Here is a 23,586-nt window from a genome sequence, read left to right as displayed (position 1 = left end):
TGCGGATGCGCGTCAGCCGCCCTGGGACGGGGGGCTGACGTGCATCTGGATGGCGTACCGGTCGCCGCGGTAGAGCGAGCGGCCGTACTCCACGACCTTGCCCATGTTGTCGACCGAGATGCGCTCTATCAGGAACGCCGGGGTCTCCTCGCCGACTTCGAGCCGTTTCGCCTCGGTGTCGGTCAGCCGGGCGATGGTGACGGTCTGCCGCGCCGATTCGAGCCGCACCCCGAAGACGTGGCCCAGAACCTCGTACAGCGAGTCGTCGCGCTCCATCACCTTCAGCAGGCTGGGGAACCGTGCCGCGGCGAGGTTCGTCCGCTCCAACGCCATCGGGATGCCGTCCGCCGTGCGGATCCGCTCGATGTAGTGGGTCGGGTCGCCCGGGGCGATGTCGAGGTTGGCGGCGACCTGGCGGGCGGCCGGGCGGGTGCGGGCGCGGTACGACTTGGCACCCGGTGTCATGCCGCGCATCCGCATGTCCTCGCTGAACGAGCGGAAGATCTCCGAGTGGGTCAGCGTGGGGTGCTGCACGAAGGTCCCACGCCCGGGCACGCGCCGGACCATTCCCTTCGACTCCAGCGCGTCGATGGAGCCCCGGACGGTCATCCGGGCGACTCCGAACCGTTCGGCGAGGACCCGCTCCGAGGGGAGCAGCGCACCGTCCCGCGAGTTCAGGACCATGGCGGTGAGGACGTCCCTGATGTGCTCGCCCTTGCCGCCGTTGCGCTCCGCCGGCAGGGACTCAAGGGCCCCGTCGCTCGGCTCATGTCGCGTCCTTGGCACGAACCAGTTCTCCTTCCTACGCAATTCAAGCCATCGTACGGGCAAACGCCCGGACGGCTGGTGAGGTCGGCGTAACCGTTGACCTCCGGTCTATACCAGTATTAGCCTCGGCTGGTCCGCCACGTCCAGCGGGGTGGCGGCCACGACGATCGGAGATGCGATGCCCAGAAGACGCGGTGTGCTGGGGGCGGCAGCGCTGCTCGCCATCACCCTTACTGCGTGTGCGCCAGGCAGCGGGGGCGGCGGCGACGACGCCGTCAACCTGAAGGTCTGGGGCTGGCGGCAGGAGGATGTCGCGGCATACAACAAGATCTTCCAGATCTACGAGAAGGCCCACCCGGGCGTGACGGTGGAGTACCTGCCCTACAAGAACACCGAGTACGACACGATCCTCAAGACCGGCCTCACCGACTCCAGCGGCCCCGACGTCGCGCAGCTGCGCTCCTACGGGCTGCTCCAGCCGCTGGTCGCCGCCGGCAGCCTGGTGCCCCTCGACGACCAGGTCGACAAGCTCGGCGGCTTCCCGAAGCCGGTCCTCGACGGCGCGAAGGGCGAGAAGGACGGGCGCGTCTACGGCGTTCCGTTCGCGCTCCAGACCCTGCACGTCATCTACAACAAGAAGATCTTCGCCGACAACGGCATCGCCGCCCCCACCACGTGGGCGGACATGATCGCGGGCTTCGACAAGCTCAAGAAGGCCGGCGTCACCCCGCTGGCGAACACCGTCACCGACAAGTGGATGCTCCCGATCGAGCAGGAGATCTTCGGCGCCACGACGTACGGCGGCCCCGACTACCTGACCAGGATGCTCGACGGCTCGGCGAAGTTCACCGGCACGCCCTGGGTGAACTCCCTCGAGGCGTGGAAGAGCACCCAGAAGTACTGGCCGGCGCAGGCGTCCGGGGTGAGCTACGCGGACGCGCAGGCACTCTTCACCTCCGGCCGGGCCGCCGCGTTCCCCGGCGGCGTGTGGGAGATCGCCGGGTTCAAGAAGGCCAATCCGCAGCTGGACCTGGGCATCTTCAACGTGCCGCCCGCGCCCGGCGCGGCGGTCGACAAGACGCTGGTTCCCGGCTACGTCGACGGGTCGTTCGGCGTCTCGGCGAAGTCGCCCCGGCGGGACGCGGCTCTGGAACTCGTGCGGTGGATGGCGACCGAGGAGTTCGGCCGCGCCCTGGCCACCGAGCTCCACCAGATCTCCGCGGTGCCGGGCGTCCAGCCGCAGGACGAACTGCTGGCCCAGGCACTCCGGGAATACCAGGCGAACCCGAGTCCGTACGTCACCTACGCGTACTTCTCCGGCGGCACACCCACCGCCTGGGACCTCGCCTCCGAGGCGTTCTCCGACTACGTCCTCGGTCGACGCAGCGCCGCTGACACGGCCGCCCACGTCCAACGAGGGGTCGATCAGTGGTTCCGGCCCAAGAACTGACGGTCCGTCCTGCCCGGCGGTCACGCCGCCGGGCGGGACGGGTCTCGGCAGGGTGGATCACGACCTTCTGCCTGCCGGCCCTCGCGCTCTACGGCCTCTTCGTCGTGGTGCCGCTCGTCACCGCCTTCTACTACGGGCTGTTCCACTGGGACGGCACCCGGCAGGGGGAGTTCGTCGGGATCGGCAACTACCAGGAGGTTCTCGCCCGCTATCCGTTACGCGACGAGATCCCCGCCGCGCTGGGGCACAACGTCCTCTTCTTCGTCGGCACCATGGCGATCCAGAACACCGTCGGACTGGGCCTGGCGGTGCTCCTGCACCGCAATCCCTGGGGCAAGCGGCTGTTCCAGACGCTCTTCTCGCTTCCCTACCTGATTAGCCCGCTGATCGTCGGGTACATCTGGTCGCTCCTGCTGAGCCCCACCTTCGGCCCGATCAACTTCGCGCTCCGCGCGGTCGGCCTGGACGCGTGGGCGCGTCCGTGGCTCGGTGAGCCGGACCTCGCCCTGCCCGTACTGATCCTCGTCAACGCCTGGCAGTGGATCGGCGGACCGATGCTCATCTTCGGCGCCGCCCTGGGCGGCATCCCCCAGGAGCTGGAGGAGGCGGCCGCGATGGACGGCGCGTCCGCGACCCGGGCGTTCTGGAGCATCCGGTTCCCGCTCCTGATGCCGGCGGTCGGCGTGATCACCGTGCTGACGTTCATCGGGTGCTTCAACATCTTCGACCTCGTCTACGCGCTGGGCGGCTCCGACGGCGGACCCGGCGGCGCGATGGACGTACTGGGCCTGCTCTACTACCGGACCGCCTTCCAGGGCGGCAGCAACGCGATCGGAGAGTCTTCGGCGTTGGCCATGCTCATCTTCGTGTTCATCTTCGGGGTCTCCCTGGCCCTGGAGCGGGTGCTGCGCCGCCGGGAGGTCCACTAGATGACGACCCTGCGCGCCGCCCCCCGCACGGCACAAAAAGCCAGGGGCGATATTGAACCTCCGCGTGGCACCCGCCAGCGTTCGCTGCTGCGCACCGCCGGCGGCCAGTTCGTCCTGTGGGCCTACGCCGCGATCGCCTTCGGCCCGCTGCTGCTGGTGCTGATCGGATCGCTGCGGAGCAACGCGGAGATCCTCCAGGCACCGGTCGGGCTGCCCAGCTCGTTCGACCTGAGCAACTACACCCGGGCCTGGCAGACCGCGTCGATCTCGACGTACTTCGTCAACTCCCTGACCGTCACCTGCGCCTCGGTGGCGCTGTGCGTCAGCGTGTCGGCGATGGCCGCCTACGCCCTGTCCAGGTGGAAGTTCCGGGGCCGCGCCCTGCTGGCGGCGTTCTTCCTGTCCGGGTTGATGATCCCCGCGAAGCTCGGCCTGCTGCCGGTGTTCTACATGTTCCAGTCGATGGGTCTGATCGACAGCCGGATCGGGTTGGTGCTGCTCTACGCGGCGAGCGGAATCCCGTTCTCGATCTTCGTGATCATGGGCTTCATGCGGGGACTACCCGGTGAGCTGGAGGAGGCCGCGCGCATCGACGGGGCACACGAGGGCCGGCTGTTCGTGTCGGTCGTCCTGCCCCTGATGCGGCCGGCGCTCGCGGTCGCCACGGTCTTCCAGTTCGCGCCGACCTGGAACGACTTCTTCTATCCGTTGGTGCTGCTGCGCAGCGGGGACAAGTACACCGTCCCGGTCGGGCTGACCCGGTTCTTCGGCGAGTTCGCCGCCGACCGCGGCACCCTCTTCGCCGGACTCGTGATCGCCCTGGTGCCGCTGGCCGTGGTGTTCGCCCTCGCGACCAAGCAGATCGTCGCGGGCCTGACCGCAGGGATGTCACGTTGACGACGACGATCACCATCGACGGCGGCAAGTCGGAGCTCCGGCTGCTGCTACGTGCCGCGGCGGGCCGCCAGCTCGGCGTCGGCCCGGGCTTCTCCTACCAGCCCCACGAGGACGGCGTCGACCGGATCCTGGCCGCGGTTCGTGGCGCCGCGGCGACGATCTCCCTTCCCGAACAGGTGGCGGGCGTGGTGGCCGGCCTGACCGGCGTGCCGGGGGAGTCGGCGGAACGCCGACGCCTCGCCCTCGCCCTCGAACGGCAGTTCGGCGGTCCGGCCGTGGTCGTGGAGGACAGCATCCTCGCGCACGCCGGCGCTCTCGGCGGCCCCGGCGTACTGCTGTGTGTCGGGACCGGAACGACCGTGCTCGCCGTGGACGCCGACGGCGACCACGCCCGGCTCGACGGATGGGGTCCCCACCTCGGTGACCGGGGCAGCGCGTACGCCATCGGGCTGGCCGGAATGCGCGCCGCGACCGCGTCGTACGACCGGGTGGGGCCGGCCACCGTGCTGGTCGACCGCCTCGTCGCGGCGCTCGGCGGCGTCGACCTGGCCGCGCTGCAGCGGTACTACCGGGACCCGGCCATGATCTCGCGTACGGCGGCCTTCGCCCGCGAGGTGCTCGACGCGGCCGCCGGGGCCGACCCGGTGGCGGGCCGGATCTGCGCCGGGGCCGCGGCCGACCTCGCCGACGCGGCACAGGCGGCAACCGACCGGCTCGGTCTCGGCGGGGCAGCCCGCCGGGTGTCCTTCAGCGGACGGCTGCTGACGCCGGGCAACCCTCTTCACCAGGCGCTGTCGGCCGAACTCGAGGCCAGAGGGCTGCCCCTGGTGACGCCCAGAGCGGAGCCGCTCGACGGCGGTCCGGCGCTCCTGAGCGGTGCCGCCCCCTACGCGCGCCTGCTGGCGCGCCAGGGCGGCGCCGCGTGAGGGCCGGGCACGGGGTGGCGCGACTCGAGGTTGTGCCCGGGGAACCCATGGGTGGGTACGCCGACCGCTCGGACGGCGTGCGGAGCGTGCTCGACCCGCTGGAGGTCCATGTCGTGACCTTCGCCGACGAGGGCCACCGGTTCGCCCTGGTGGTCGCGGACCTCATCTGCGTCAACGTCGACGTCGTCGACCGGATCCGGGCCGCCATGCGGGACGTCGGCGTGCAGTCCTGCTGGGTCGCCGCCACCCACACCCACGCGAGCCCCGAGGCGGGCTGCAGTCCCGGCGGCGACGCCACGCCACGGCACGTCGCCGACCGGCTCGAAGCCGCGTCCCTCGTGGCCGCGCGGTCTGCCGTGGCGTCCGAGCGTGCCGCCCGACTCGGCTCCGCCCGCACGCTGGTTCCCCAACTGGCCGGTCACCGTAACGTCGCTGATCCGGCTCCCCTGGACATTCCCGTCGACACCATCGTGGTCACCGCGGGTACCGAAGTGGTGGGGCTGGTCGTGGTCTCACCGGTCCACCCGACCATCCTTCCCGCCGACAACAACCATGTGAGCGCGGACCTCAACGGCGGCATCCGCCGGGCGCTGGCCACGCCGGACCGGTGGGTGGTCGTCGCCACCGGAGCGGCCGGCGACATCAGCACCCGGCACACCCGTCAGGGGCGGGGGCTCGACGAGGCGGACCGGCTCGGCGCCTGGCTGGCCGACCGGGTCGAACCGGTGTCGCCGCGCGCCGGCGAGGGTGCCGCGCCGCCGGTACGCCCTCCGGTTGTGCGGACGGTGACGCTCGCGCCGAAGCAGCCGGCGGAACTCGACGTCGCCGCGCGTCAGACCCCGCCGCCGGGGGGCGGGAACGAACGCATCCACCGGGTCATGCAGCAGGGGCTGCGGATCGCGGCGGAACAGGCCGCCCGGCAGCGCACGGAACCGTACGTGATCGACGTGGAGGCGGTGGACCTCGACGGCGTCACGGTCGTGGCCGTTCCCGGCGAACTGTTCCTGGAACTGGGCGAGACGATCCGTGCCGCGGCGCCGGACCCGGCACGGGACGTCGTGGTCCTCGGCTACGCGAACGGCTACCTCGGCTACCTACCCACCCGTGACACGCAACCCTGCTACGAAACCTACGCCAGTCCGGTCACCTCGGGCAGCGGCGAGATCGTCGTCGAGGCCGCCGTGGCGGCCGCCACGGCGGCCGTCGGCAACCGGGACCACTCCAGGAGGATCAATGCCTGAGCCTGCCTACGCCAACATCGCCCGGACCGCACTCGAACAGGTCCTGTCAACGCAGCTCGACGCCATCGAGGCAGCGGCCGGGCTCGTCGCCGACGCCATCGCCGCCGGTGGTGTCCTGCAGGCGTTCGGGACCGGCCACTCGCGGATCGTCACCCTCGAACTCGCGGGGCGTGCCGGCGGGCTCGCCGCCGTCAGCATGCTGGCGGTCAAGGATCTCGTGATGTTCGGTGGCGCCGAGCCGGGGCCGATCCTCGATCCGACGTACGAGCGCGAGCCCGGCCTCGCCGAGCGGATCTACCAGCTCGCCGCACCCTCCGCGCACGATGCCTTCCTGATCGTCTCGAACTCCGGAATCAACGCCGCCGTCACCGAGATGGCGGTGCTGGCCCGCGAGCGCTCCCATCCGATCGTGGCGGTCACCTCACTGGCACACACCCGCTCGGACGGTGCCCGTGCGACCCAGGGACCGCATCTCGCCGACCTGGCGGATGTGGTGATCGACAACCGGGCGCCGGCGGGGGACGCGGCACTGGAGATCACCCCAGGAGTTCGGATCGGGGCGGTCTCGTCGTTCACCGGAGTCCTCATCGCGCAGCTACTCACCGAACTGGTCTGCCGCCGGTTGCTGGGCCGCGACATCGACCCGCCCGTGCACGTATCCGCGAACCTCGCGCGGGGCGACGCGCACAACCGCGTCCTCTACGAGCGGTACCGCGATCGGGTTCGCCCGATCGAACCCTGATCAGCCGGGACGAAGGCTCCCGGGCATGAGCCTCCTGGTCGAGTTGGCCCTTCAGCGGGTCGTCGACCGGCTCGGTGAGCCGGCGGATCGGTGTGAGTGGGTGCTCGCCCGGGCGTGGGATGCGGTTGCGGCACGACGGCCGTCGCGACCGCACTCCACGCTCGGCCGGCCAGCGGTCGGGCTCGGCGGTTCGGCCGGCCGTAGGAGGAAACCTTCAGATCTCAGATCAAAGGACGTAGACATCTTTCATGTTTTATCGATGTCCCGCTATATTGCCGAGCAGTGTCGATCTCTCCCGATGACGAGGTGCACATGTTCGACAACCCGACGCTTCGGCGGCGTACCCTGTTGGCTGCCGTCGCCGGCGCCGCGGCCGTCCCCATCGTCGCCGGCCCCGCATGGGCGGCGTTGCCGAAGGTCTACATCGACCCGGGCCACGGCGGCACCGACCCCGGCGCGGTCGGCAACGGGCTGCAGGAGAAGGCCCTGACGCTCGACATCTCCCTGCAACTGCGCAACATCCTGCTGGCCAACTGGGGCGTCGACGTCCGCATGTCCCGGACGACCGACATCACCCGCAGCCTGGCGTACCGCACGGACGACGCCAACGCGTGGGGCGCGAACCTGCTCGTGAGCGTGCACATCAACTCCGGCGGCGGCACCGGCTTCGAGAGCTACCGGTACCCGACGGCGGGCGCGGCCACCGTCAACCTGCACAACGCGCTGCACCCGAGGGTGATCGGCGCCATGCGGACGATCGGCGGGGTCACCGACCGAGGGCTGAAGACCGCGAACTTCCACATGCTGCGCGAGGCGGCCATGCCCGCGGTGCTGACCGAGAACCTCTTCATCGACAGCGTCGCCGACTCGAACCTGCTCAAGCGGGCGGACTTCATCACCGCCGTCGCCCGTGGGCACGCCGAGGGCATCGCCGCCTACCTCGGCCTCGGCACCACCAACCCGCCGCCCACGGGCGGCACCATCGTGGACAACGCCACGGCGGGACGGTTCACGGCGAGCACCAACTGGGGCACCTCCTCGTACTCGGCCCAGCGCTACGGGGCCGACTACCGCTTCGCCAATCCGACGCCCGCCAGCGACGCCGCCTGGTTCAAGGTGAACATCCCGACGGCCGGCGACTACCGGATCGAGGTACGCCACCCGGCCGACCCCGGTTACAACAGCGCGGCCCCGCACGTCGTCGTCACCGCCTCGGGCAACCGCACGGTCAACGTGGACCAGCGCTCCAGCGGCGGCGTGTGGCGCTCGCTGGGCACCTTCGGACTGGCCGCCGGTGACCGCAACCTGGTCGCGGTGAGCCGGTGGACCAGCACCCCCGGCTACGTGGTGGCCGACGCCGTCCGGGTCACCAAGGTCTGATTGCACCGCCTGGGGGCGGACCGGGATCGGGTGACCACAGGATCCCGGTCCGCTCGCACGTCAGTGCCAGTTGTGGAACTCGAGCACCTGGCAGACCAGGACCGCGCCGCCGGTACGGGCCGACAGCTCCTCGGCGCGCAGCGCGACCGTACCGAGCGGACGACAGCCTCCGCGCCGCCGAGGGCGGGCATCGACGCGGACGCCGGGCCGGCGATCGACGGGCGTCACCCGGGCCGCCGATGACACGCCCGAGACCGACATGTGGCGTGTGACAACGACGCCAACCCTATATATGGTGTCGGCGCAGCTGGTTCGGCCGCTCATCCGGAGCGGTCGAGGCAAGAGGGAACCCGGTGGGAATCCGGGACTGCCCCGCAGCGGTGAGTGGGAACGACCGCCGTCATCAGCACTGGGCCGCCAGCGGCCTGGGAAGCGACGGCCAGTAGGAGACCGGCGAGCCCGGTCGCGCCCGCGAGTCCGAAGACCTGCCAGTGCGCCGTACGCCCGCATCCGGGTGTGCGGCGGTCCGAGGCCTCGTGGGACGGCCGACGCCATCCCGACGCGTGCCTGCGCGCGTCGTCGTCGGTGTCCGCTCCCCGCGTGCCCAGGAGTTCCGTCTGGGATCAAGGCTCGCGAGGAGTGAGTGGTGACAGTCACCGAGGTTGTTCCGGCCGACGGCACGGCGGTCGACGATGCGGCCGTGGCGGGCCAGCGGCGGCCGCAGATGCGGGTCCGCAAGCGCGACGGCGGCACCGAGGTGGTCGACGTCAACAGGATCGTCCGCGCGGTCGAGCGGTGGGCCGACGACCTCGCCGACGTCGACCCGCTGCGGGTGGCGACCCGGACGATCAGCGGCCTGTACGACGGGGCGACGACGGCCGAACTGGACCGGCTGTCCATCCAGACCGCCGCGGAGATGATCGGTGAGGAGCCGCAGTACTCGCGGCTGGCGGCCCGCCTGCTGGCCGGGTACGTCGACAAGGAGGTCCGCCGGCAGGGCATCGGCTCCTTCAGCGAGGCGATCCGGCGCGGCCACGCCGAGGGCCTGATCGGCGACGACACCGCGGCGTTCGTCGCGGCCCACGCGAGCGCCTTCGACGCCGCCGTCGACCCGCGCGGCGACCTGCGCTTCGAGTACTTCGGGCTGCGTACGGTCTACGACCGGTACCTGCTTCGCCACCCGACGAGCCGGCTGGTGCTGGAGACCCCGCAGTACTGGCTGCTGCGCGTGTCCTGCGGCCTGTCGCAGGCACCGGACGAGGCGATCGAGTTCTACCGGCTGATGTCGAGCCTGGCGTACCTGCCGAGTTCGCCGACGTTGTTCAACTCCGGCACCCGGCACACCCAGATGTCCTCCTGCTACCTGGTCGACTCCCCGCGCGACGAGCTCGACTCCATCTACCAGCGGTACGCGCAGGTGGCGAACCTGTCGAAGTTCGCCGGCGGGATCGGCATCGCGTTCTCGCGGGTCCGCTCGCGGGGCGCGCTGATCAGGGGCACCAACGGGCAGTCCAACGGGATCGTGCCGTGGCTGCGGACGTTGGACGCCTCGGTGGCGGCGGTCAACCAGGGTGGTCGGCGCAAGGGCGCGGCCTGCGTCTACCTGGAGCCGTGGCACCCGGACGTCGAGGAGTTCCTCCAGCTGCGGGACAACACCGGTGAGGACGCCCGGCGCACCCACAACCTGAACCTGGCCAACTGGATCCCGGACGAGTTCATGCGGCGGGTGGAGTCCGACGGGGTGTGGTCGCTGTTCGACCCTGACGTGGTGCCGGAGCTGCCGGACCTGTGGGGGGAGGAGTTCGACGCGGCGTACCGGGCCGCCGAGGAGCAGGGCCGCTACGTGCGGCAGGTCCCGGCGCGGGAGCTGTACGGGCGGATGATGCGCGCCCTCGCACAGACCGGCAACGGGTGGATGACGTTCAAGGACGCCGCGAACCGGCTGTGCAACCAGACCGCCGAGGCGGGCAACGTGGTGCACCTGTCCAACCTGTGCACCGAGATCGTCGAGGTCTCCAGCGACGCCGAGACCGCCGTGTGCAACCTCGGGTCGGTCAACCTCGCCGCCCACCTGGGCGCGGACGGCATCGACTGGGAGCGGCTGCGCGCCACCGTCCGCACCGCCGTGACGTACCTCGACCGGGTCATCGACATCAACTACTACCCGACGGCGCAGGCGGCGGCGAGCAATCCCCGCTGGCGTCCCGTCGGGCTCGGCCTGATGGGCCTGCAGGACGTGTTCTTCGCGCTGCGGCTGCCGTTCGACTCCCCGGCCGCCCGGGAGCTGTCCACCCGGATCAGCGAGGAGCTGTACCTGACCGCCCTGGAGACCTCCGCCGACCTGGCGCGACGCGCGGGCGCCCACCCGGCGTACGGGCAGACCCGGGCGGCGCGCGGGCAGCTGCAACCCGACCTGTGGGGCGTGACGGGGACCCAGACGGCGAGGTGGAGCGCGCTGCGGGAGCGGGTCGCCGCGTACGGGCTGCGCAACTCGCTGCTGGTGGCGATCGCGCCGACCGCCACCATCGCCTCGATCGCCGGTTGTTACGAGTGCATCGAGCCGCAGGTGTCCAACCTGTTCAAGCGCGAGACCCTGTCGGGGGAGTTCCTCCAGGTCAACACCGCCCTCGTGCGGGAGTTGAAGGCGCGTGGCCTGTGGACGGAGCGGATCCGCTCGGCGATCAAGCGCGCCGAGGGCTCCGTGCAGGACGTCGTGGAACTGCCGGCCGAGGTGCGGGAGCTGTTCCGTACCGCGTGGGAGCTGCCGCAGCGGGCGCTGATCGACCTGGCCGCGGCCCGCGCCCCGTACATCGACCAGTCGCAGTCGCTGAACCTGTTCCTGGCCGCGCCGACGATCGGCAAGCTCTCCTCGATGTACCTGTATGCCTGGAAGGCCGGGCTGAAGACGACGTACTACCTGCGTTCGCGGCCGGCCACCCGGATCCAGCAGGCCACCGTCGCGCCCGTCGGGCCGGCCCGCGCCACCGGCGTCGTCGCGGCGGTGGCGACCGTCGACGAGGCGCTGGCCTGCTCCCTGGAGAACCCCGAGTCGTGCGAGGCCTGCCAGTGACCACCACGACCACCAGCGAACCGAGGACCACACACATGCTGCTCGACCCGGGGATGGACCTCACCCTCCGCCCGATGCGCTACCCGCACTTCTTCGACCGCTTCCGCGACGCCATCCGCAACACCTGGACGGTGGAGGAGGTCGACCTGCACGCCGACCTCGCCGACCTCGACCGGCTCTCCCCGGCCGAGCGGCACCTGGTCAGCCGCCTCGTCGCGTTCTTCGCCACCGGCGACACCATCGTCGCCAACAACCTCGTGCTCAACCTGTACCAGCACGTCAACTCGCCGGAGGGCCGGCTCTACCTGTCGCGGCAGCTGTTCGAGGAGGCCGTGCACGTCCAGTTCTACCTCAACCTGCTCGACACCTACGTGCCCGACGAGACCGAACGCTTCGCCGCGTTCGCCGCCATCGAGAACATCCCGTCGATCCGGCGCAAGGCGGAGTTCTGCTTCCGCTGGATCGACTCGCTGGGCGAGTTGCGGCAGCTGCGCACCCGACAGGACCGGCGGGCCTTCCTGCTCAACCTGATCTGCTTCGCCGCCTGCATCGAGGGGCTGTTCTTCTACGGCGCCTTCGCCTACGTCTACTTCCTGCGCTCCCGGGGGCTGCTGCACGGCCTGGCGTCGGGCACCAACTGGGTGTTCCGCGACGAGTCCATGCACATGGCCTTCGCCTTCGACGTGGTGGAGACCGTGCGCGGGGAGGAGCCGGACCTGTTCGACGACGAACTGGCCGGTCAGGTGCGGCAGATGCTCGCCGAGGCCGTCGAGTGCGAGGTCCAGTTCGCCGAGGACCTGCTCGGCCAGGGTGTGCCCGGGCTGTCCCTGACCGACATGCGCGAGTATCTGCAACACGTCGCCGACCGGCGGCTCGCGCAGCTCGGCATCCCCGCCCACTACGGCTCGACCAACCCGTTCGCGTTCATGGAGTTGCAGGACGTCCAGGAGCTGTCGAACTTCTTCGAGCGGCGCGTGTCGGCGTACCAGGTCGGGGTGAGCGGCACGGTGGCCTTCGACGACGACTTCTAGTACGGCGGCCGCCGCGGATCACGTCGCCTCCATCGAGAGGTCGAAGGCGGCGTCGCGGACGTCGGCGACCGGGTGCCCGCGCAGCAGGTGCAGCAGGTCCCGCCAGGGTGCGGACCAGCCGTACGCCCGGCCGGCGCCGGCCAGGGCCACCGCGAACAGGCCCGTGGTGGCCTCGCCCCGGGCGGCGAGGGAGCGGGCCGTGGCGAGCACCGCCTCGGCGTCGAGGGCCGTCGGGGAGGTGGTGCGCCCGCCGAGGAGGTGGGCGAGCCGGGCGGCGAGTGCCGGCCGGCCCGCCACCAGTTCCGCGATCGTGAGGATCTCGGCGGTGAGCTGCCCGGATGCCGCGTCGCCGAGCGGCAGCACGCTGGTCAGCAGGGTGCCCGCCTGGGCGACGTACGCGCGGTGCCGGCCCAACTCGTCCGCCGCCCGCCGGACCGGCGCCGGGTCGCGCTGTGGCCCGAGGGCGCGGGACACCGCGGCCACGACGGCGTCGATCCGGCGCCTGGCCGGGCGGTCCCCGGTGGGGCCACCGGGGTTCGCGTCGGCGTCGTCGATGCGCACGAGGTCGCGCAGGGCGGCGGCGAGCACATCCTGCTCGGGGCGGTCCGGGTGGCGCAGCACCGCGTCCACCATGGGGTGTACCCGCTGCCAGTCGTACTGCCCGCCCAGGTCGGTGAGCGCCGCCAGGATCAGGTCGGTGAGGTCGGGTGCCCAGGGCAACCAGTGCACGAGCTGGGGCCAGGCGAGCCGCCCGACCTCACGGTCGGGGCTCGCGCAGGCCCGGGCGACGAGGGCGGCGTAGCGGGGGCGCTCCGGTGCCGCGACCCCGTCGGGCGGGGTCGCCAGCACGGTCAGCGACTCCTCCCGGCTCCCGACGACCGCCTCCTCGAGGATCGGCCAGCTCTCCGGCGCGTGCAGCCGCTGCCGGGCGGCGGCGACGATCGCCGCCCGTACGTCGCGGTGCTGGCCGGGCTGCCGCCACGCCGACACCAGTACGGCCATCGCCTCCGGCGGACCGAAGCGGCCGAGCAACCGGACCGCCTGCTTGCGGCTGGTCACCTTGCCCCGCCCCAGGGCGACGTCGGACAGCGGGGCCACCAGGTCGGCCGGGCGGGTGAAGCGGACGGCGCGGGTGGCGGCGTACAGGGCGACCCTGGCCCGCTCGTCGTCGGCGTGGGACAGCAGCAACGGCAGTGCCTGGTCGGGCCGGTCGGTCCACGGCAGCGCCTCCAGGGCCGCCTCGGCCAGGGTGACGTTCGGCGAGTCGACGTGGCGCAGCACCAGCTCGCGCCCGGCGTCGGGCACCGGCGCGGCGGCCCGCACGGCGGCGGCCCGGTGGTGCAGCGGGGTGCCGGCGTCGGCGGCGAGCCGCGCCTGCAGCCGTACGAACGCCTCCTGCTGGTGGGGCGTCCACCGCTCGGCGTGCACGGGCCGGCCCGGGATCCAGCGGGTGCCGGCGGTGAGGAACGCGCCCTTCGGCGGGTGCCGCAGCACCCGGTCGAGCAGGTCGGTGCGTCGGGCGCTGACGGTCCGCCACACCGTGGGCAGGGTGATGGTCGAGCTGTCGGAGTGCAGCACGTACGCCACCCGCTGCGCCCGGGTGCCCGGGTCGGCCAGCCACAGCTCGACGGCCTCCCGCACGACGGCGGCGACGGTGCCGGGGGTCGTCGCCCGGCGCAGCAGCTCCTGGAGTTCGGGCACGTGCCAGGCCCGCCGCCCCAGGGCCCGGGTCACCGCGAACAACGCGGTGAACTGGCCCCGGGCCATACCGGCCTCGACCCATCCGCGCAGCCGGGCGAAGACGAGCGTCTCCTGGCCGCGGCGCAGCGTCTCGTCGAACCGCCCGAGCGGCGGCAGCCGGTGCCCGCCGAAGAGCCGGTCGAGGGTGTCCAGCGCCCAGCGCAGCAGGGCCGGTTCGTCGACGTGCCGACCCAGCACGCGGGCGGCGAGGGTGCCGAGCGCGGCGAGGGTGCGCGTCGACGCGTCGCGGGTGGTCGTGGCGTCGGCGGTGATCCGGGTCAGCACCTCGACGGCGTCCGCGCGCAGCAACGGGGCCAGGTTCGCCAGCTCCGCCAGCGCCACGGCCCGGACCGGGTCCTGCTCGTTGCGCAGCCGATCCAGCCTGGTCAGGACCTCGGCCGCCGCCGCGGGGTCGCGGCTGCGCCGGGCGGCGGCCAGGAGCAGTTCGTACGCGACGGCCCGGTCGCGCGCGTCGGCGGCGCGCAGGGCGGGGGTGAGCGCCGCCGACGCCGCCGGCCAGGGCAGCAGGGCGCTCCACGAGCGCACCTGCGCCTCGTCGTGGCGGACGTCGTCGAGGGCGAGCACCCGGCGTGCCTCCCGCTCCCGCCAGGCGTGCGGCAGCACCTCCATCAGCGGCGCGTCGGGGATCCGGGCGGCCGTGTCGACGTCGGCGAACACCGCGTCGTACAGGCCGCCCCGCCGGGACGGGGGCAGCGCCGCCAACAGCCGGTCCAGTGAGTTGTTGCGGCCGCGTACCCGCCGGCCGAGCGCGACCAGGTCCGCCTCCGGCAGCCGGACGAGCCGACGCAGCAGCGTCGGGGGCAGCCACTGGTAGCCCACCCAGTCCGCGCGCGACGGCGCGGTCAGCAGGGCCAGCACCCGGCGCGGCGCGGGCGCGGCGAGCGGCCCGTAGTCCGCCAGGTCGCCGGGGAGGTACCCGGTGGGCGCGTACCGTTCGAGCAGCGTCAGCGCGCGTTCCGGTCGACGCCGACCGGCGAGCAGGACCCGAGCGCCGTGCGTCGACCACCAGTGGTCCCGCTCGCCGGGGTGGATGTCCGGCAGCGTCGACTCCGCGTGGTCGAGCACCACGTCGCCGTGGCGACGGGCCAGGCAGACCGAGTTCGACAACGCGTGTTCGACGACCGGCAGCAGCCGGCGGACGGTGTCCGCCCCGCAGGCGGGCAGCAGGGCGACCGCCTCGACGGCACCGAAGCGCCCCAGCACGCCGTCGACCAGGCCGTCGGCGACCGCCGGCCGACGTAGGTGCCGCAGCGACCGGTAGACCAGGTGACGCAGGTCGGCCGGCGCGTCCCGGACGAATGCGCGCAGGTCGTCGCCGGCGAGCCAGCCGGCGCGCAGGCCCGCCTTCACGGCGACCGCCCGGATCGTGCCGTGCGGGTCGCCGAGCGCCGCCCGCACCGCCGCGTGGTCGCCGACGATCCCGGCGGCGGTGACGGCCAGGAACCGGTGGTACGACGACGCCTCGCCGCGCAGCTCCGCGAGGATCTCCGGCAGCTCACCCCTGCCGGCCGCCTCGCGGGCCCGGCGGGCGAGCGTCGCCATCCGCTCCCGGTGGGCGAGCGCGTCCAGGTCGCCGAGCAGCCGTCGTGTTGATCTCCGCACGTCGCTCATTGTGTCGGTCGGGGGGCCGTTCCGCCGACCCGTTTCCCTCCGGCGCCTGCCGGCGGCGGCGCGACGGCGCGCAGCGAGGTGGTCGTGGCGACCGCGACGCCGACCGCCGCGAGCAGCACCAGCGACGCGAGGCTGGGCAGCGCGGCGGTAGCCGGAGCGGCGAGCGCCACCACCAGCAGTCCGAGCATCCGACGCCGGCAGAACCGGCCCGTCGCGCGTCTCCAGATCAGTTGGTCGCCGGCGAGGAAGACGAACACGCCGCCGTGCAGGGCGGCGTGTCCCAGCGACGCCAGCGGCGCGCCCGGCCGCTGCGCCACCTGCGCCAGCGTCGTCGTCAGGCCGAGGGCGACCAGGATCAGACCGGCGACGGTCAGCAGGTGCAGGTAGGTGTAGGCGTCCCGGGCCAGCGCCGCCCCGCGTGGGCCGGTCGACACCTGCGACAGCCGCCGGTCGAGGACGCGGTCGGTGCCGACGTACGTCCACCACAGGGCGGCGAGCAGGGTGACGATCAACGCGACGGTGACCAGGGACGCCGCCGAGATCGACGTGTCGGCCAGTGCGACGCCGGTGGAGATGAAGCCCTCCCCGAGGGCGACGAGCACGACGAGGTTGTACCGGTGCGTCCACTGCTCGATGGAGCGGATCCCCCAGTCCCGTGCGCCGGTCAGGTAGCCGCCCGCCAGGTCCACCACCACCGCGGCCGTCCAGCACGCCGCGCTGAGCGGCGAGATGGGCTGGCCGATCGGGGGAAAGGTCAGCGTCGCGCCCACCAGCAGCGCCAGCGCCGCGGCGGTGGGTACGGCGGCCCGGGTCGCCTGGGCCCGCAGCGCCGGATCGCCCCACGCGACCCGGAAGAACGAGGCGAGGTGCAGCACCCGCAGCGCCACGTAGCAGGTCACCACGATCAGCGGGCCGGGCAGTCCACCGGGTACGCGGCTGAACGCCTGCGGGATGGCGACGCCGAGCACGAAGGCCGACGCGCCCGCCGCCAGCACCGTCGCCCGCACCAGGGGGGTGAAACGGGGCGCCACGCTCTCCAGCCAGGCGTACAGACACCAGGACCACCACAGCAGGGCCAGGACACCGAGGCCCTGCGCCAGCCCCGCCGGGGACGGCTGGCGGGTCACCAGGACGGTGATCTGGATGAACGCGTACACGACGATCAGGTCGAGGAAGAGCTGGTGCGGGCGGACCACCGCCGCCCGCCGCACCGTGCCGGCGATCGCCTCGTGCAGCCGGCGGTGCCGACGCGCGAAGACGGTACGGTCGGCGACCATGGCGGCGCCCAGGCAGGCGGCGAGCACCGCCAGCGATCCCAGCGCCGGCGCGTGCAGGGCCACCGGTGCGGCGGCGAGCAGCAGCCCGATGCCGAGCACCACGCTGCGCCCCACCAGGTTGAACCCGCGCTTCTCGAAGGCCAGCAGCCCGAGCAGGTAGAGCAGCGCCCCGCCGTGCAGGGCGAGCACGCTGCCCGTGCCCCAGCGGCCTGCGGTGCTCACCTCCGTCGCGCTCAGGGCGTGTTTGAGGCCGAGCGCGAGCAGGATCAGGCCGCCGACCATCGGCAGGTGCAGCAGCGCGTAGCCGTCGCGGCCCACCAGCGACGTGACGCCGCCGGGCAGACGCCGCAGCGACTGTTCGGCGGCGAACCGGGCGAGGTCGAAGTAGGTCCACCACAGCATGATCACCACGACGACGCCGAGGGCCGATCCCATGAGCACCGACCAGGTGATCGGCCGATCGCCCACCAGGCCCCGGCTGGTGCCGATCGAGATGATCGTCTCGCCCAGGGCGACGAGCACGATCAGGCTGTGCCGTTCCGCCCAGTGGCCGACGGACCCGAGCTGCCAGTCGCCCGAGCCGAGCCCCGCCAGGCCGGCGTAGTCGACAGCGGTGGCCACGGTGAACAGCACCACCTGCGCGAGGTGCACCGGCGGCCAGTCCGGCAGCAGCGCCGGCAGGGACGCGGCGGCCAGCAGCAGCGGCGAGGTGACGCACAGCGGCAACCACGCGCGCCGGGCGAACAGGGGCCGGTCGCCGGCGTTCAGCCCGGCGAGGGTGGTGACCGCCACCGGCACGAGGCGCACCAGGACGAACGCGACGGCGAAGACGAGGGGACCCCACAGGCCACCCGGCCGGTCCGCGAACGCCACCGGCAGGGCGACACCGACCACGAAGATGCCGGCCGCCGCCCCGAAGACGACCAACGGCATGATCCCCCGGTCGAAGCGCACCGTGTTGCCGAACCAGGCGTACGACGCCCAGCACCGCCACAGCAGCGCGACCACCAGGAACCCCTCGAACAGCCCGACGGGGTGGAAGTTCGCCGACATCAGCTCGGTGACGTTGAAGAACGCGTAGACGAAGACCAGGTCGAGGAACAGTTCCAGGCGGGTCACCCCACCCGGACCGGGCTGGATCCGCCCGGACACCGCGGCGCGGATCCGCCCCGTCCCCGACGCCCTCATCGCCACCCGACCACTCTCCCAACCGGCGGGCGGGCGCCACGCGGGATCGCCGAAGCCGAGCCGGGGGCGTCGGGAGTCGTCGGGCGTACCGCCGACCGCCCGGGGGCGGGCGCCTTGCCGGCGTCTGCCATGCTCGGGCCGGTGACGACCGGTCGCCCCAGCACTCCCCGCACCCACCGCCGCGTCCGCAGCCGCCGCACCCGGATCGTGCTCGTCTCCGGCGCGGTCGCGGTGGTCCTCGCCGTCGCCGTGTTCGTCGTCGCGGTGGTCGTGCCGCTGGTGCGGCCGGCGGGTCCACGCCCGTTGTTCCAGCTTCCCGTCGCGTGCGGGGAGACGTGGCAGCTGGGCACCTATCCCGGTCACGACGACTACGACGTCGACCTGTTCCCGACCGAGGGCAGGGCGTGGGGGCGGCCGGTGCTCGCGTCCTACGCGGGGGAGGTCACCGTGGCGGGGATCAACGGGTCGCTGGGTGGCCGTACGCCCGACGACCCGGACGGACCGCGGGGCCGCGGCGGCGGCTACTGGGTGAAGATCGACCACGGCGGCAAGTGGGAGACGCAGTACCTGCACCTGCTCGAACCGCCGCTGGTCCGGGTCGGTCAGCGGGTCGCCCAGGGTGAGCAGATCGGGCGGGTGGGCAGCACCGGCAACTCCGGGGCGCCGCACCTGCACTACGAGCAGCGCCGGGGCTGGGAGAAGGTCGAGGCGTACTTCGACGGGGTGCCGTCGGGCATCACCCACGACGACACCGAGTACACGGTCAAGCGCAAGAGCAACAACTGCGTGCCCGGATGACCGCCGCCGGTCGCCGGCGGGAGGTCAGTGGCCGCGGTTGCCGGCGGCGTCCGTGTCGTAGGTGTCGTGGTGGGGGAACTCGTTGACGTAGCGCTGCCGACCCAGCGGCGTGAGGTCCAGGAAGTTGTACGTGTTCAGCAGCGGGTCGAGGCCGCGGCCGTACACGGAGTAGGTGTGCAGGATCCGGTCGCCGTCGCGGACGAAGACGCTCAGGCCGTGGCTCTCGCCCCGCAGGTGGTGGGTGAGGCCCTGCGCCGCCAGGGTCTCGGCGTCCTTGTAGTTGTATTCCACCGGGGCGACGGCCGGGTCCATGGTGACGTGGAAGTCGTAGTTGAAGTCGCTGCCGTGCGAGGAGTACCAGGGAAAGCGCCAGCCCATCCGGCTCTTGAACGCCGCGATGGTCGAGAACGGCGCGCGGGCGACCACGGCGAGCGTCGTGTCACTGGCGTGCAGATGGGTGAGGTGCCCGAAGTTGTCGACCAGCAGGGAGCAGCTCGTGCATCCCTCGGCCCATTCCGGGTCGAACATGAAATGGTAGACGATCAACTGTCGTCGTCCCTCGAACATGTCGGCCAGCCGGACGGGGCCGGCGGGTCCGGTGAAGGAGTAGTCCTTCTCGATGGCGACCGCCGGCAGTTGGCGCCGGAGCGCGGTGGCCCGGTCCCGCAGGCGGGTGATCTCCTTCTCGTGGTCGAGCAGCTCCTTGCGGGCGTCGATCCACTCGTCCCGGGACACGACCTTCGGTTCAATCATCGAGGACACGCCTTTCCGCTGGAGCGCCTGGCCCATTCTTGTCGGGCGGCACGGAACGACACCAGCCTCCGCCCGGTGCCTTGGGATTCCCATTTCCGGATTCCGTTCCGGCGATTCCGCCGGCCGGTCGGGGACGATGTGCAGGTCGGCCGGTCCGCCCTCGACGCCCGGCCGTCCCGCGTGCCGGGAAACGGAACCGGCGTGAGCCGGTGAAGTGCGCACTCTCGAAGAAGGCCCGTGTCGCTCCTGGCGCTCGGGTGCGACGACGGGAGCCGCCCGCACCCGGCCCTCCCGCGGTCGGGGGCGACGCCTCGCCGCCCCCGGCGATACGGTGTGGCGCGTGTCCGAGTCGAACATCGGGGCGTTGCGGGCCGTCACGGTCGACGGAGTGGCCCTGGCCTACCGCGTCGCCGGCGACCCGACCGACCCACCCATGGTGCTGCTGCACGGCCTCGGCGAGGACGAACGCGACTGGCACGGCGTCCTGGCCGCGCTCGCCGCCCGGCACCGGGTGTACGCGCTGGACCTGCGCGGCCACGGCCGCAGCGACCACCCCGGCCGGTACTCGCTCGAGTCGATGCGCGACGACCTCGTCGGGTTCCTCGACGCGGTCGAGGTCGAGCGGTGCGTGGTGATCGGCCACTCCATGGGTGGGGCCGTGGCGATCCTGCTCGCCGAGGCCGCCCCGCACCGACTGACCCATCTGATCCTGGAGGACGTGGCGGCACCCCGACCGGGCGCCCTCGAACGGCCGCCCCTGCCCCCGCCGGACGCGCCCACGCCGTTCGACTTCGCCGCCGTCAACGCCATCCGTGCCCAGCTCAACGACCCCGACCCGGCCTGGTGGGACCGCACCGACGCCGTCGACGTGCCGACCCTGGTGGTGGGCGGCGGCCCGGACAGCCCCATCCCGCAGCAGTTGCTCGCCGAGATGGTCGACCGGATGCCCGACGCCACCCTCGTCACGATCCCGGCCGGGCACGACGTGCACGCCAGCCGGCCGGCGGAGTTCCTGGCCGCGGTCGACGGCTTCCTCGCCGCCCGCGCCCGGCACTGAACCGCCCGACCCGGAGCGCCCGACCGCCCGGGCGGCAGCCGGCGAGCCGTCCGGCGCCGCCCCCGCCGGACCGGCACGGCGACCGCACTAGTCTTGCCCGGCGGGTCCGGGTCGAAGGGAGCAGGTCAGATGGGGGAGCGGTCGGTGCGGGAGGCCGCGGCGCTGTTGGCGCAGGCTCGGCGCGTCGTGGTCTTCACCGGCGCGGGCGTCTCCGCGGAGAGCGGTGTGCCGACCTTCCGCGACGCCCTGACCGGCCTGTGGCGCAGCTTCGACGCGCAGCGGCTCGCCACGCCGGAGGCATTCGGCGACGATCCCGCGCTGGTCTGGGGCTGGTACGAGTGGCGCCGCGCCACCGTGCGACGGGCCCGCCCGAACGCGGCTCACGTGGCCGTGGCCGCGATCGAGGCACGCGTCCCCGGCACGGTCGTCGTCACGCAGAACGTCGACGACCTGCACGAGCGCGCCGGCTCGGTCGCGCCGATCCACCTGCACGGCAGCCTCTTCGCGCCGCGCTGCTCGGCCTGCGCCCGTCCGGCGCCGGTGCCGGATGAGGCCGCGGAGGAGCCGGGTGAGGGCCGGCGCGTGCCCCCGCCCCGGTGCGCGCGCTGCGCGGGCCCCGTCCGACCCGGGGTGGTGTGGTTCGGTGAGGCGTTGCCGACCGCCGCGTTGGAGGCCGCCGTGGAGGCGGCGTCCACGTGCGACCTGTTCGTGACCGTGGGCACCTCGGGCCTGGTGTATCCCGCCGCCGAGATCCCGCAGGTGGCTGCCCGCTTCGGCGCCACCGTGCTTCAGGTCAACCCGCAGGAGACGCCCCTGGACGCCGTGGCGGACGTGAACCTGCGCGGCCCGGCCGCCCAGGTGCTTCCCGCCCTCGTGCACGCCGCCTGGGGTGCCGACCCGGCGTGACGACGCGCGGGAGCGTCCGGTGCGGCAGACCGCCCGGCCGGCGCCCGCCGGGTCAGGAGGGCCGGCGCATCCCGAGCTGGTCCAGCCAGCCGTCCACGTCGAATCCCTGGGCCTCGGCCCGGTCGAGCCACTCGGCGGCGCGGGCCGGGTCGGTGGGCACTCCGGAGCCGAGCAGGTACATCACCCCGAGGGTGGCCGTGGCCCGCGGGTTCCCGGCGTTCGCCGCCCGCTCGTACCAGCTGGCGGCGACGGCCTCGTCCCGGGGGAACCCCCGCCCGCTGGCGTACCCGGCCGCGACGTTGTAGAGGGCGCGGGGGTGCTCGCGCTCGGCGGCGCGCAGCAGCCACTGCCGCGCCGCCGCCTCGTCGCGCGCCACCATGTCCCCGGTGTCGTGCAGCACGTGCAGCTCGAACATCGCGTCGGCGTTGCCGGCCTCGGCGGCCTGCCGGTGGTAGGCGACCGCCGCCTCGCCCTCGCCCAGCAGGTAGTGCACGATGCCGGACCAGTAGCGCGCCTCCCCGGTCGGGTCGTCGGCGCGCAGCGGCTCCAGCAACGTCAGCGCGTACCGCCCGACCCGGTCCACGGCCTCCCGGCCTACGGCGGCGAACAGGTACGCGCCCTGGCGGTTGCCGTGCCCGGCGGCCTCGGCGAAGCAGCGCAGGGCCGCGTCCAGGACGTCGTTCCCGCTGGTGGGGAACGGGTGCGGCGAGGGCCATGCCGGCGGCTGCGCGACCGGCAGGTCGAGCAGCCGGCGTCCCAGGGGCACCCACACGTCGGTCCGGCCGGCCCGCGCGGCGGCCAGGTAGCCCCGGAGCAGCACCTCGTACGCCTGGACCGGCAGGATCCCGATCATCACGTCCCCGCGGACGATCCGGCCGTCGATCTCCCGGCACAGTCCTTCGAGGTGCGCGGCGTCGAGCGGGTCGGCGGCCATCATCCGCTCGGCCTCGGCGAGCAACATGTCACCGGGGGCGGACGGGGCGGTGGCAGGGTTCAAGGTCACGTCGACACCCTACTGTCGGCGTCCACGCGTCCGCCGCACCCGTCCCGGGTGCCTGCCCGGGCGGGATCTGTCACACAACCGTCATCCGCCCGAAGCATGACCGCGCATCCCGGCCGGCAGGTTGGGCTGAACGGGAGCGCACGCCCGCGTGGGCGACGGCGCCGCACGGATGCGGTGGAAGGAGGGGACCGCCACGATGAGCGTCGTCCGGAGTGACGAGCACACGACGCTGGTCTGCGACGTCTGCGGCGAGACGGTCGTCGAGGCGGCGGGCGACCCGACCGGAATGGTCTGGGAGCTGGTGTCCGACCACGACTGGACCGGCTCGCCCCTCGCCGACGGTCCGCACCGCTGCGCCCACTGCACCCTGCTGGCGGGTTCCGGTGACGCGACCACGGCCGGCCCGGGCGGGATCCTCGGCATCGACCATCGCGGGGACGCGACCGTCATCACCTGCGCGGGGGACATCGACGTCGAGGGCGCGGGCACCCTGCGTGCGGCCCTGCGGCACGCCGCCGACATGGGCGGACACATCGTCGTCGACCTGACCAACGTCCGCCTGATCGACTCCACCGGGCTGGGGCTGCTCGTCGGCGCCCACCGTGACTGCGCCGCACGGGGCGCCACGCTGAGCCTCGCCGCGCCGTCGCCGTTCCTGCGGATCGTCCTGCGGACCCTGCGCCTGGACGAGGTGCTCACCGCGTACGACAGCCGCGCCGAAGCGGTCGCCAGGGTGACGGGCGCCGGCTGGACCGCGGCGCCCGGACGCCGGCCCTGAATCCGGCTGCCGGACGCCTC

General features: G+C 72.9%; 19 protein-coding genes and 1 riboswitch. Of the genes, 13 read left to right on the top strand and 6 right to left on the bottom strand.

Features of this window, described 5'->3' with window-relative positions:
• Positions 1-12: 12 nt before the first annotated feature.
• Positions 13-786, bottom strand: a complete 774-nt coding sequence (locus tag ACLQ22_RS22910; protein WP_425694122.1) for a GntR family transcriptional regulator — start codon at positions 784-786, stop codon at positions 13-15.
• Between the two features lie 160 nt (positions 787-946).
• Here ACLQ22_RS22910 and ACLQ22_RS22905 point away from each other — a divergent pair, with 160 nt between their 5' ends.
• The 7 genes from ACLQ22_RS22905 (at position 947) to ACLQ22_RS22875 (ending at position 8,333) form a co-directional block, all read left to right on the top strand.
• Entirely contained in the window at positions 947-2,218 is a 1,272-nt protein-coding gene (locus ACLQ22_RS22905) for an ABC transporter substrate-binding protein (RefSeq protein ID WP_425694121.1), read from the top strand.
• Positions 2,197-3,147 (top strand): carbohydrate ABC transporter permease, encoded by a 951-nt coding sequence (locus ACLQ22_RS22900; protein ID WP_357870387.1) that lies wholly within the window; start codon positions 2,197-2,199, stop codon positions 3,145-3,147. Before ACLQ22_RS22905 ends, ACLQ22_RS22900 begins: the two co-directional genes overlap by 22 nt.
• On the top strand, positions 3,148-4,044 hold the full coding sequence (locus ACLQ22_RS22895; protein WP_151452719.1) for a carbohydrate ABC transporter permease: 897 nt from the start codon (positions 3,148-3,150) through the stop codon (positions 4,042-4,044). It abuts the gene before it with no gap.
• Positions 4,041-4,970, top strand: a complete 930-nt coding sequence (locus ACLQ22_RS22890) for an N-acetylglucosamine kinase (protein WP_425694120.1) — start codon at positions 4,041-4,043, stop codon at positions 4,968-4,970. Before ACLQ22_RS22895 ends, ACLQ22_RS22890 begins: the two co-directional genes overlap by 4 nt.
• A gap of 47 nt (positions 4,971-5,017) precedes the next feature.
• Positions 5,018-6,211, top strand: a complete 1,194-nt coding sequence (locus ACLQ22_RS22885; RefSeq protein WP_425694119.1) for a hypothetical protein — start codon at positions 5,018-5,020, stop codon at positions 6,209-6,211.
• Positions 6,204-6,953: a sugar isomerase domain-containing protein gene (locus ACLQ22_RS22880; protein WP_425694118.1), complete on the top strand. Its 750-nt coding sequence runs from the start codon at positions 6,204-6,206 to the stop codon at positions 6,951-6,953. The genes ACLQ22_RS22885 and ACLQ22_RS22880 overlap by 8 nt, the downstream gene beginning before the upstream one ends.
• A 282-nt stretch (positions 6,954-7,235) precedes the next feature.
• Positions 7,236-8,333 carry an N-acetylmuramoyl-L-alanine amidase gene (locus ACLQ22_RS22875; RefSeq protein WP_425694117.1) on the top strand — a complete coding sequence of 366 codons (1,098 nt, stop codon included), beginning with the start codon at positions 7,236-7,238 and terminating at the stop codon, positions 8,331-8,333.
• Positions 8,334-8,393: 60 nt separating this feature from the next.
• On the opposite strand, the gene ACLQ22_RS22870 is transcribed toward ACLQ22_RS22875, so the two are convergent.
• The gene (locus tag ACLQ22_RS22870) at positions 8,394-8,561 is read right to left on the bottom strand and encodes a hypothetical protein (RefSeq protein WP_425694116.1); all 168 of its coding nucleotides are present in this window, start codon (positions 8,559-8,561) and stop codon (positions 8,394-8,396) included.
• A gap of 63 nt (positions 8,562-8,624) precedes the next feature.
• Positions 8,625-8,839: riboswitch (cobalamin riboswitch) on the top strand.
• 218 nt (positions 8,840-9,057) lie between these two features.
• On the opposite strand from ACLQ22_RS22870, the gene ACLQ22_RS22865 reads away from it, so the two are divergent.
• Positions 9,058-11,403, top strand: coding sequence for a ribonucleoside-diphosphate reductase subunit alpha (locus ACLQ22_RS22865; protein ID WP_425694143.1), 2,346 nt, complete (start codon positions 9,058-9,060; stop codon positions 11,401-11,403).
• A 35-nt stretch (positions 11,404-11,438) separates the two neighbouring features.
• Complete coding sequence (locus ACLQ22_RS22860) at positions 11,439-12,434, top strand: ribonucleotide-diphosphate reductase subunit beta (protein WP_416608456.1); 996 nt, start codon at positions 11,439-11,441, stop codon at positions 12,432-12,434.
• A gap of 18 nt (positions 12,435-12,452) precedes the next feature.
• Here the strand turns inward: ACLQ22_RS22860 and ACLQ22_RS22855 are convergent, their stop codons facing one another.
• Both ACLQ22_RS22855 and ACLQ22_RS22850 read right to left on the bottom strand, forming a co-directional pair.
• Positions 12,453-15,797, bottom strand: coding sequence for a hypothetical protein (locus ACLQ22_RS22855; protein WP_425694115.1), 3,345 nt, complete (start codon positions 15,795-15,797; stop codon positions 12,453-12,455).
• A gap of 5 nt (positions 15,798-15,802) precedes the next feature.
• The gene (locus ACLQ22_RS22850) at positions 15,803-18,271 is read right to left on the bottom strand and encodes a low temperature requirement protein A (protein WP_425694142.1); all 2,469 of its coding nucleotides are present in this window, start codon (positions 18,269-18,271) and stop codon (positions 15,803-15,805) included.
• 141 nt (positions 18,272-18,412) lie between these two features.
• Here ACLQ22_RS22850 and ACLQ22_RS22845 point away from each other — a divergent pair, with 141 nt between their 5' ends.
• The gene (locus ACLQ22_RS22845; RefSeq protein WP_425694114.1) at positions 18,413-19,069 is read left to right on the top strand and encodes a M23 family metallopeptidase; all 657 of its coding nucleotides are present in this window, start codon (positions 18,413-18,415) and stop codon (positions 19,067-19,069) included.
• Positions 19,070-19,093: 24 nt separating this feature from the next.
• Here the strand turns inward: ACLQ22_RS22845 and ACLQ22_RS22840 are convergent, their stop codons facing one another.
• Positions 19,094-19,822, bottom strand: coding sequence for a DUF899 domain-containing protein (locus tag ACLQ22_RS22840; RefSeq protein ID WP_425694113.1), 729 nt, complete (start codon positions 19,820-19,822; stop codon positions 19,094-19,096).
• Positions 19,823-20,255: 433 nt separating this feature from the next.
• Between ACLQ22_RS22840 and ACLQ22_RS22835 the strand changes: the two genes are divergently transcribed.
• Positions 20,256-20,879, top strand: a complete 624-nt coding sequence (locus tag ACLQ22_RS22835; protein ID WP_425694141.1) for an alpha/beta fold hydrolase — start codon at positions 20,256-20,258, stop codon at positions 20,877-20,879.
• A gap of 129 nt (positions 20,880-21,008) precedes the next feature.
• Positions 21,009-21,785 (top strand): SIR2 family NAD-dependent protein deacylase, encoded by a 777-nt coding sequence (locus tag ACLQ22_RS22830; RefSeq protein ID WP_425694112.1) that lies wholly within the window; start codon positions 21,009-21,011, stop codon positions 21,783-21,785.
• 52 nt (positions 21,786-21,837) lie between these two features.
• Here the strand turns inward: ACLQ22_RS22830 and ACLQ22_RS22825 are convergent, their stop codons facing one another.
• Positions 21,838-22,788, bottom strand: a complete 951-nt coding sequence (locus ACLQ22_RS22825) for a tetratricopeptide repeat protein (RefSeq protein WP_425694111.1) — start codon at positions 22,786-22,788, stop codon at positions 21,838-21,840.
• 196 nt (positions 22,789-22,984) lie between these two features.
• Between ACLQ22_RS22825 and ACLQ22_RS22820 the strand changes: the two genes are divergently transcribed.
• Positions 22,985-23,566 carry an STAS domain-containing protein gene (locus tag ACLQ22_RS22820; protein WP_425694110.1) on the top strand — a complete coding sequence of 194 codons (582 nt, stop codon included), beginning with the start codon at positions 22,985-22,987 and terminating at the stop codon, positions 23,564-23,566.
• Positions 23,567-23,586: the final 20 nt, after the last annotated feature.

The sequence above is a fragment of the Micromonospora sp. DT178 genome, assembly GCF_049841695.1.
Lineage (GTDB): Bacteria > Actinomycetota > Actinomycetes > Mycobacteriales > Micromonosporaceae > Micromonospora.
Note: the sequence above shows the minus strand (reverse complement) of the source record. Positions and strands in the feature narration are given on the sequence as shown.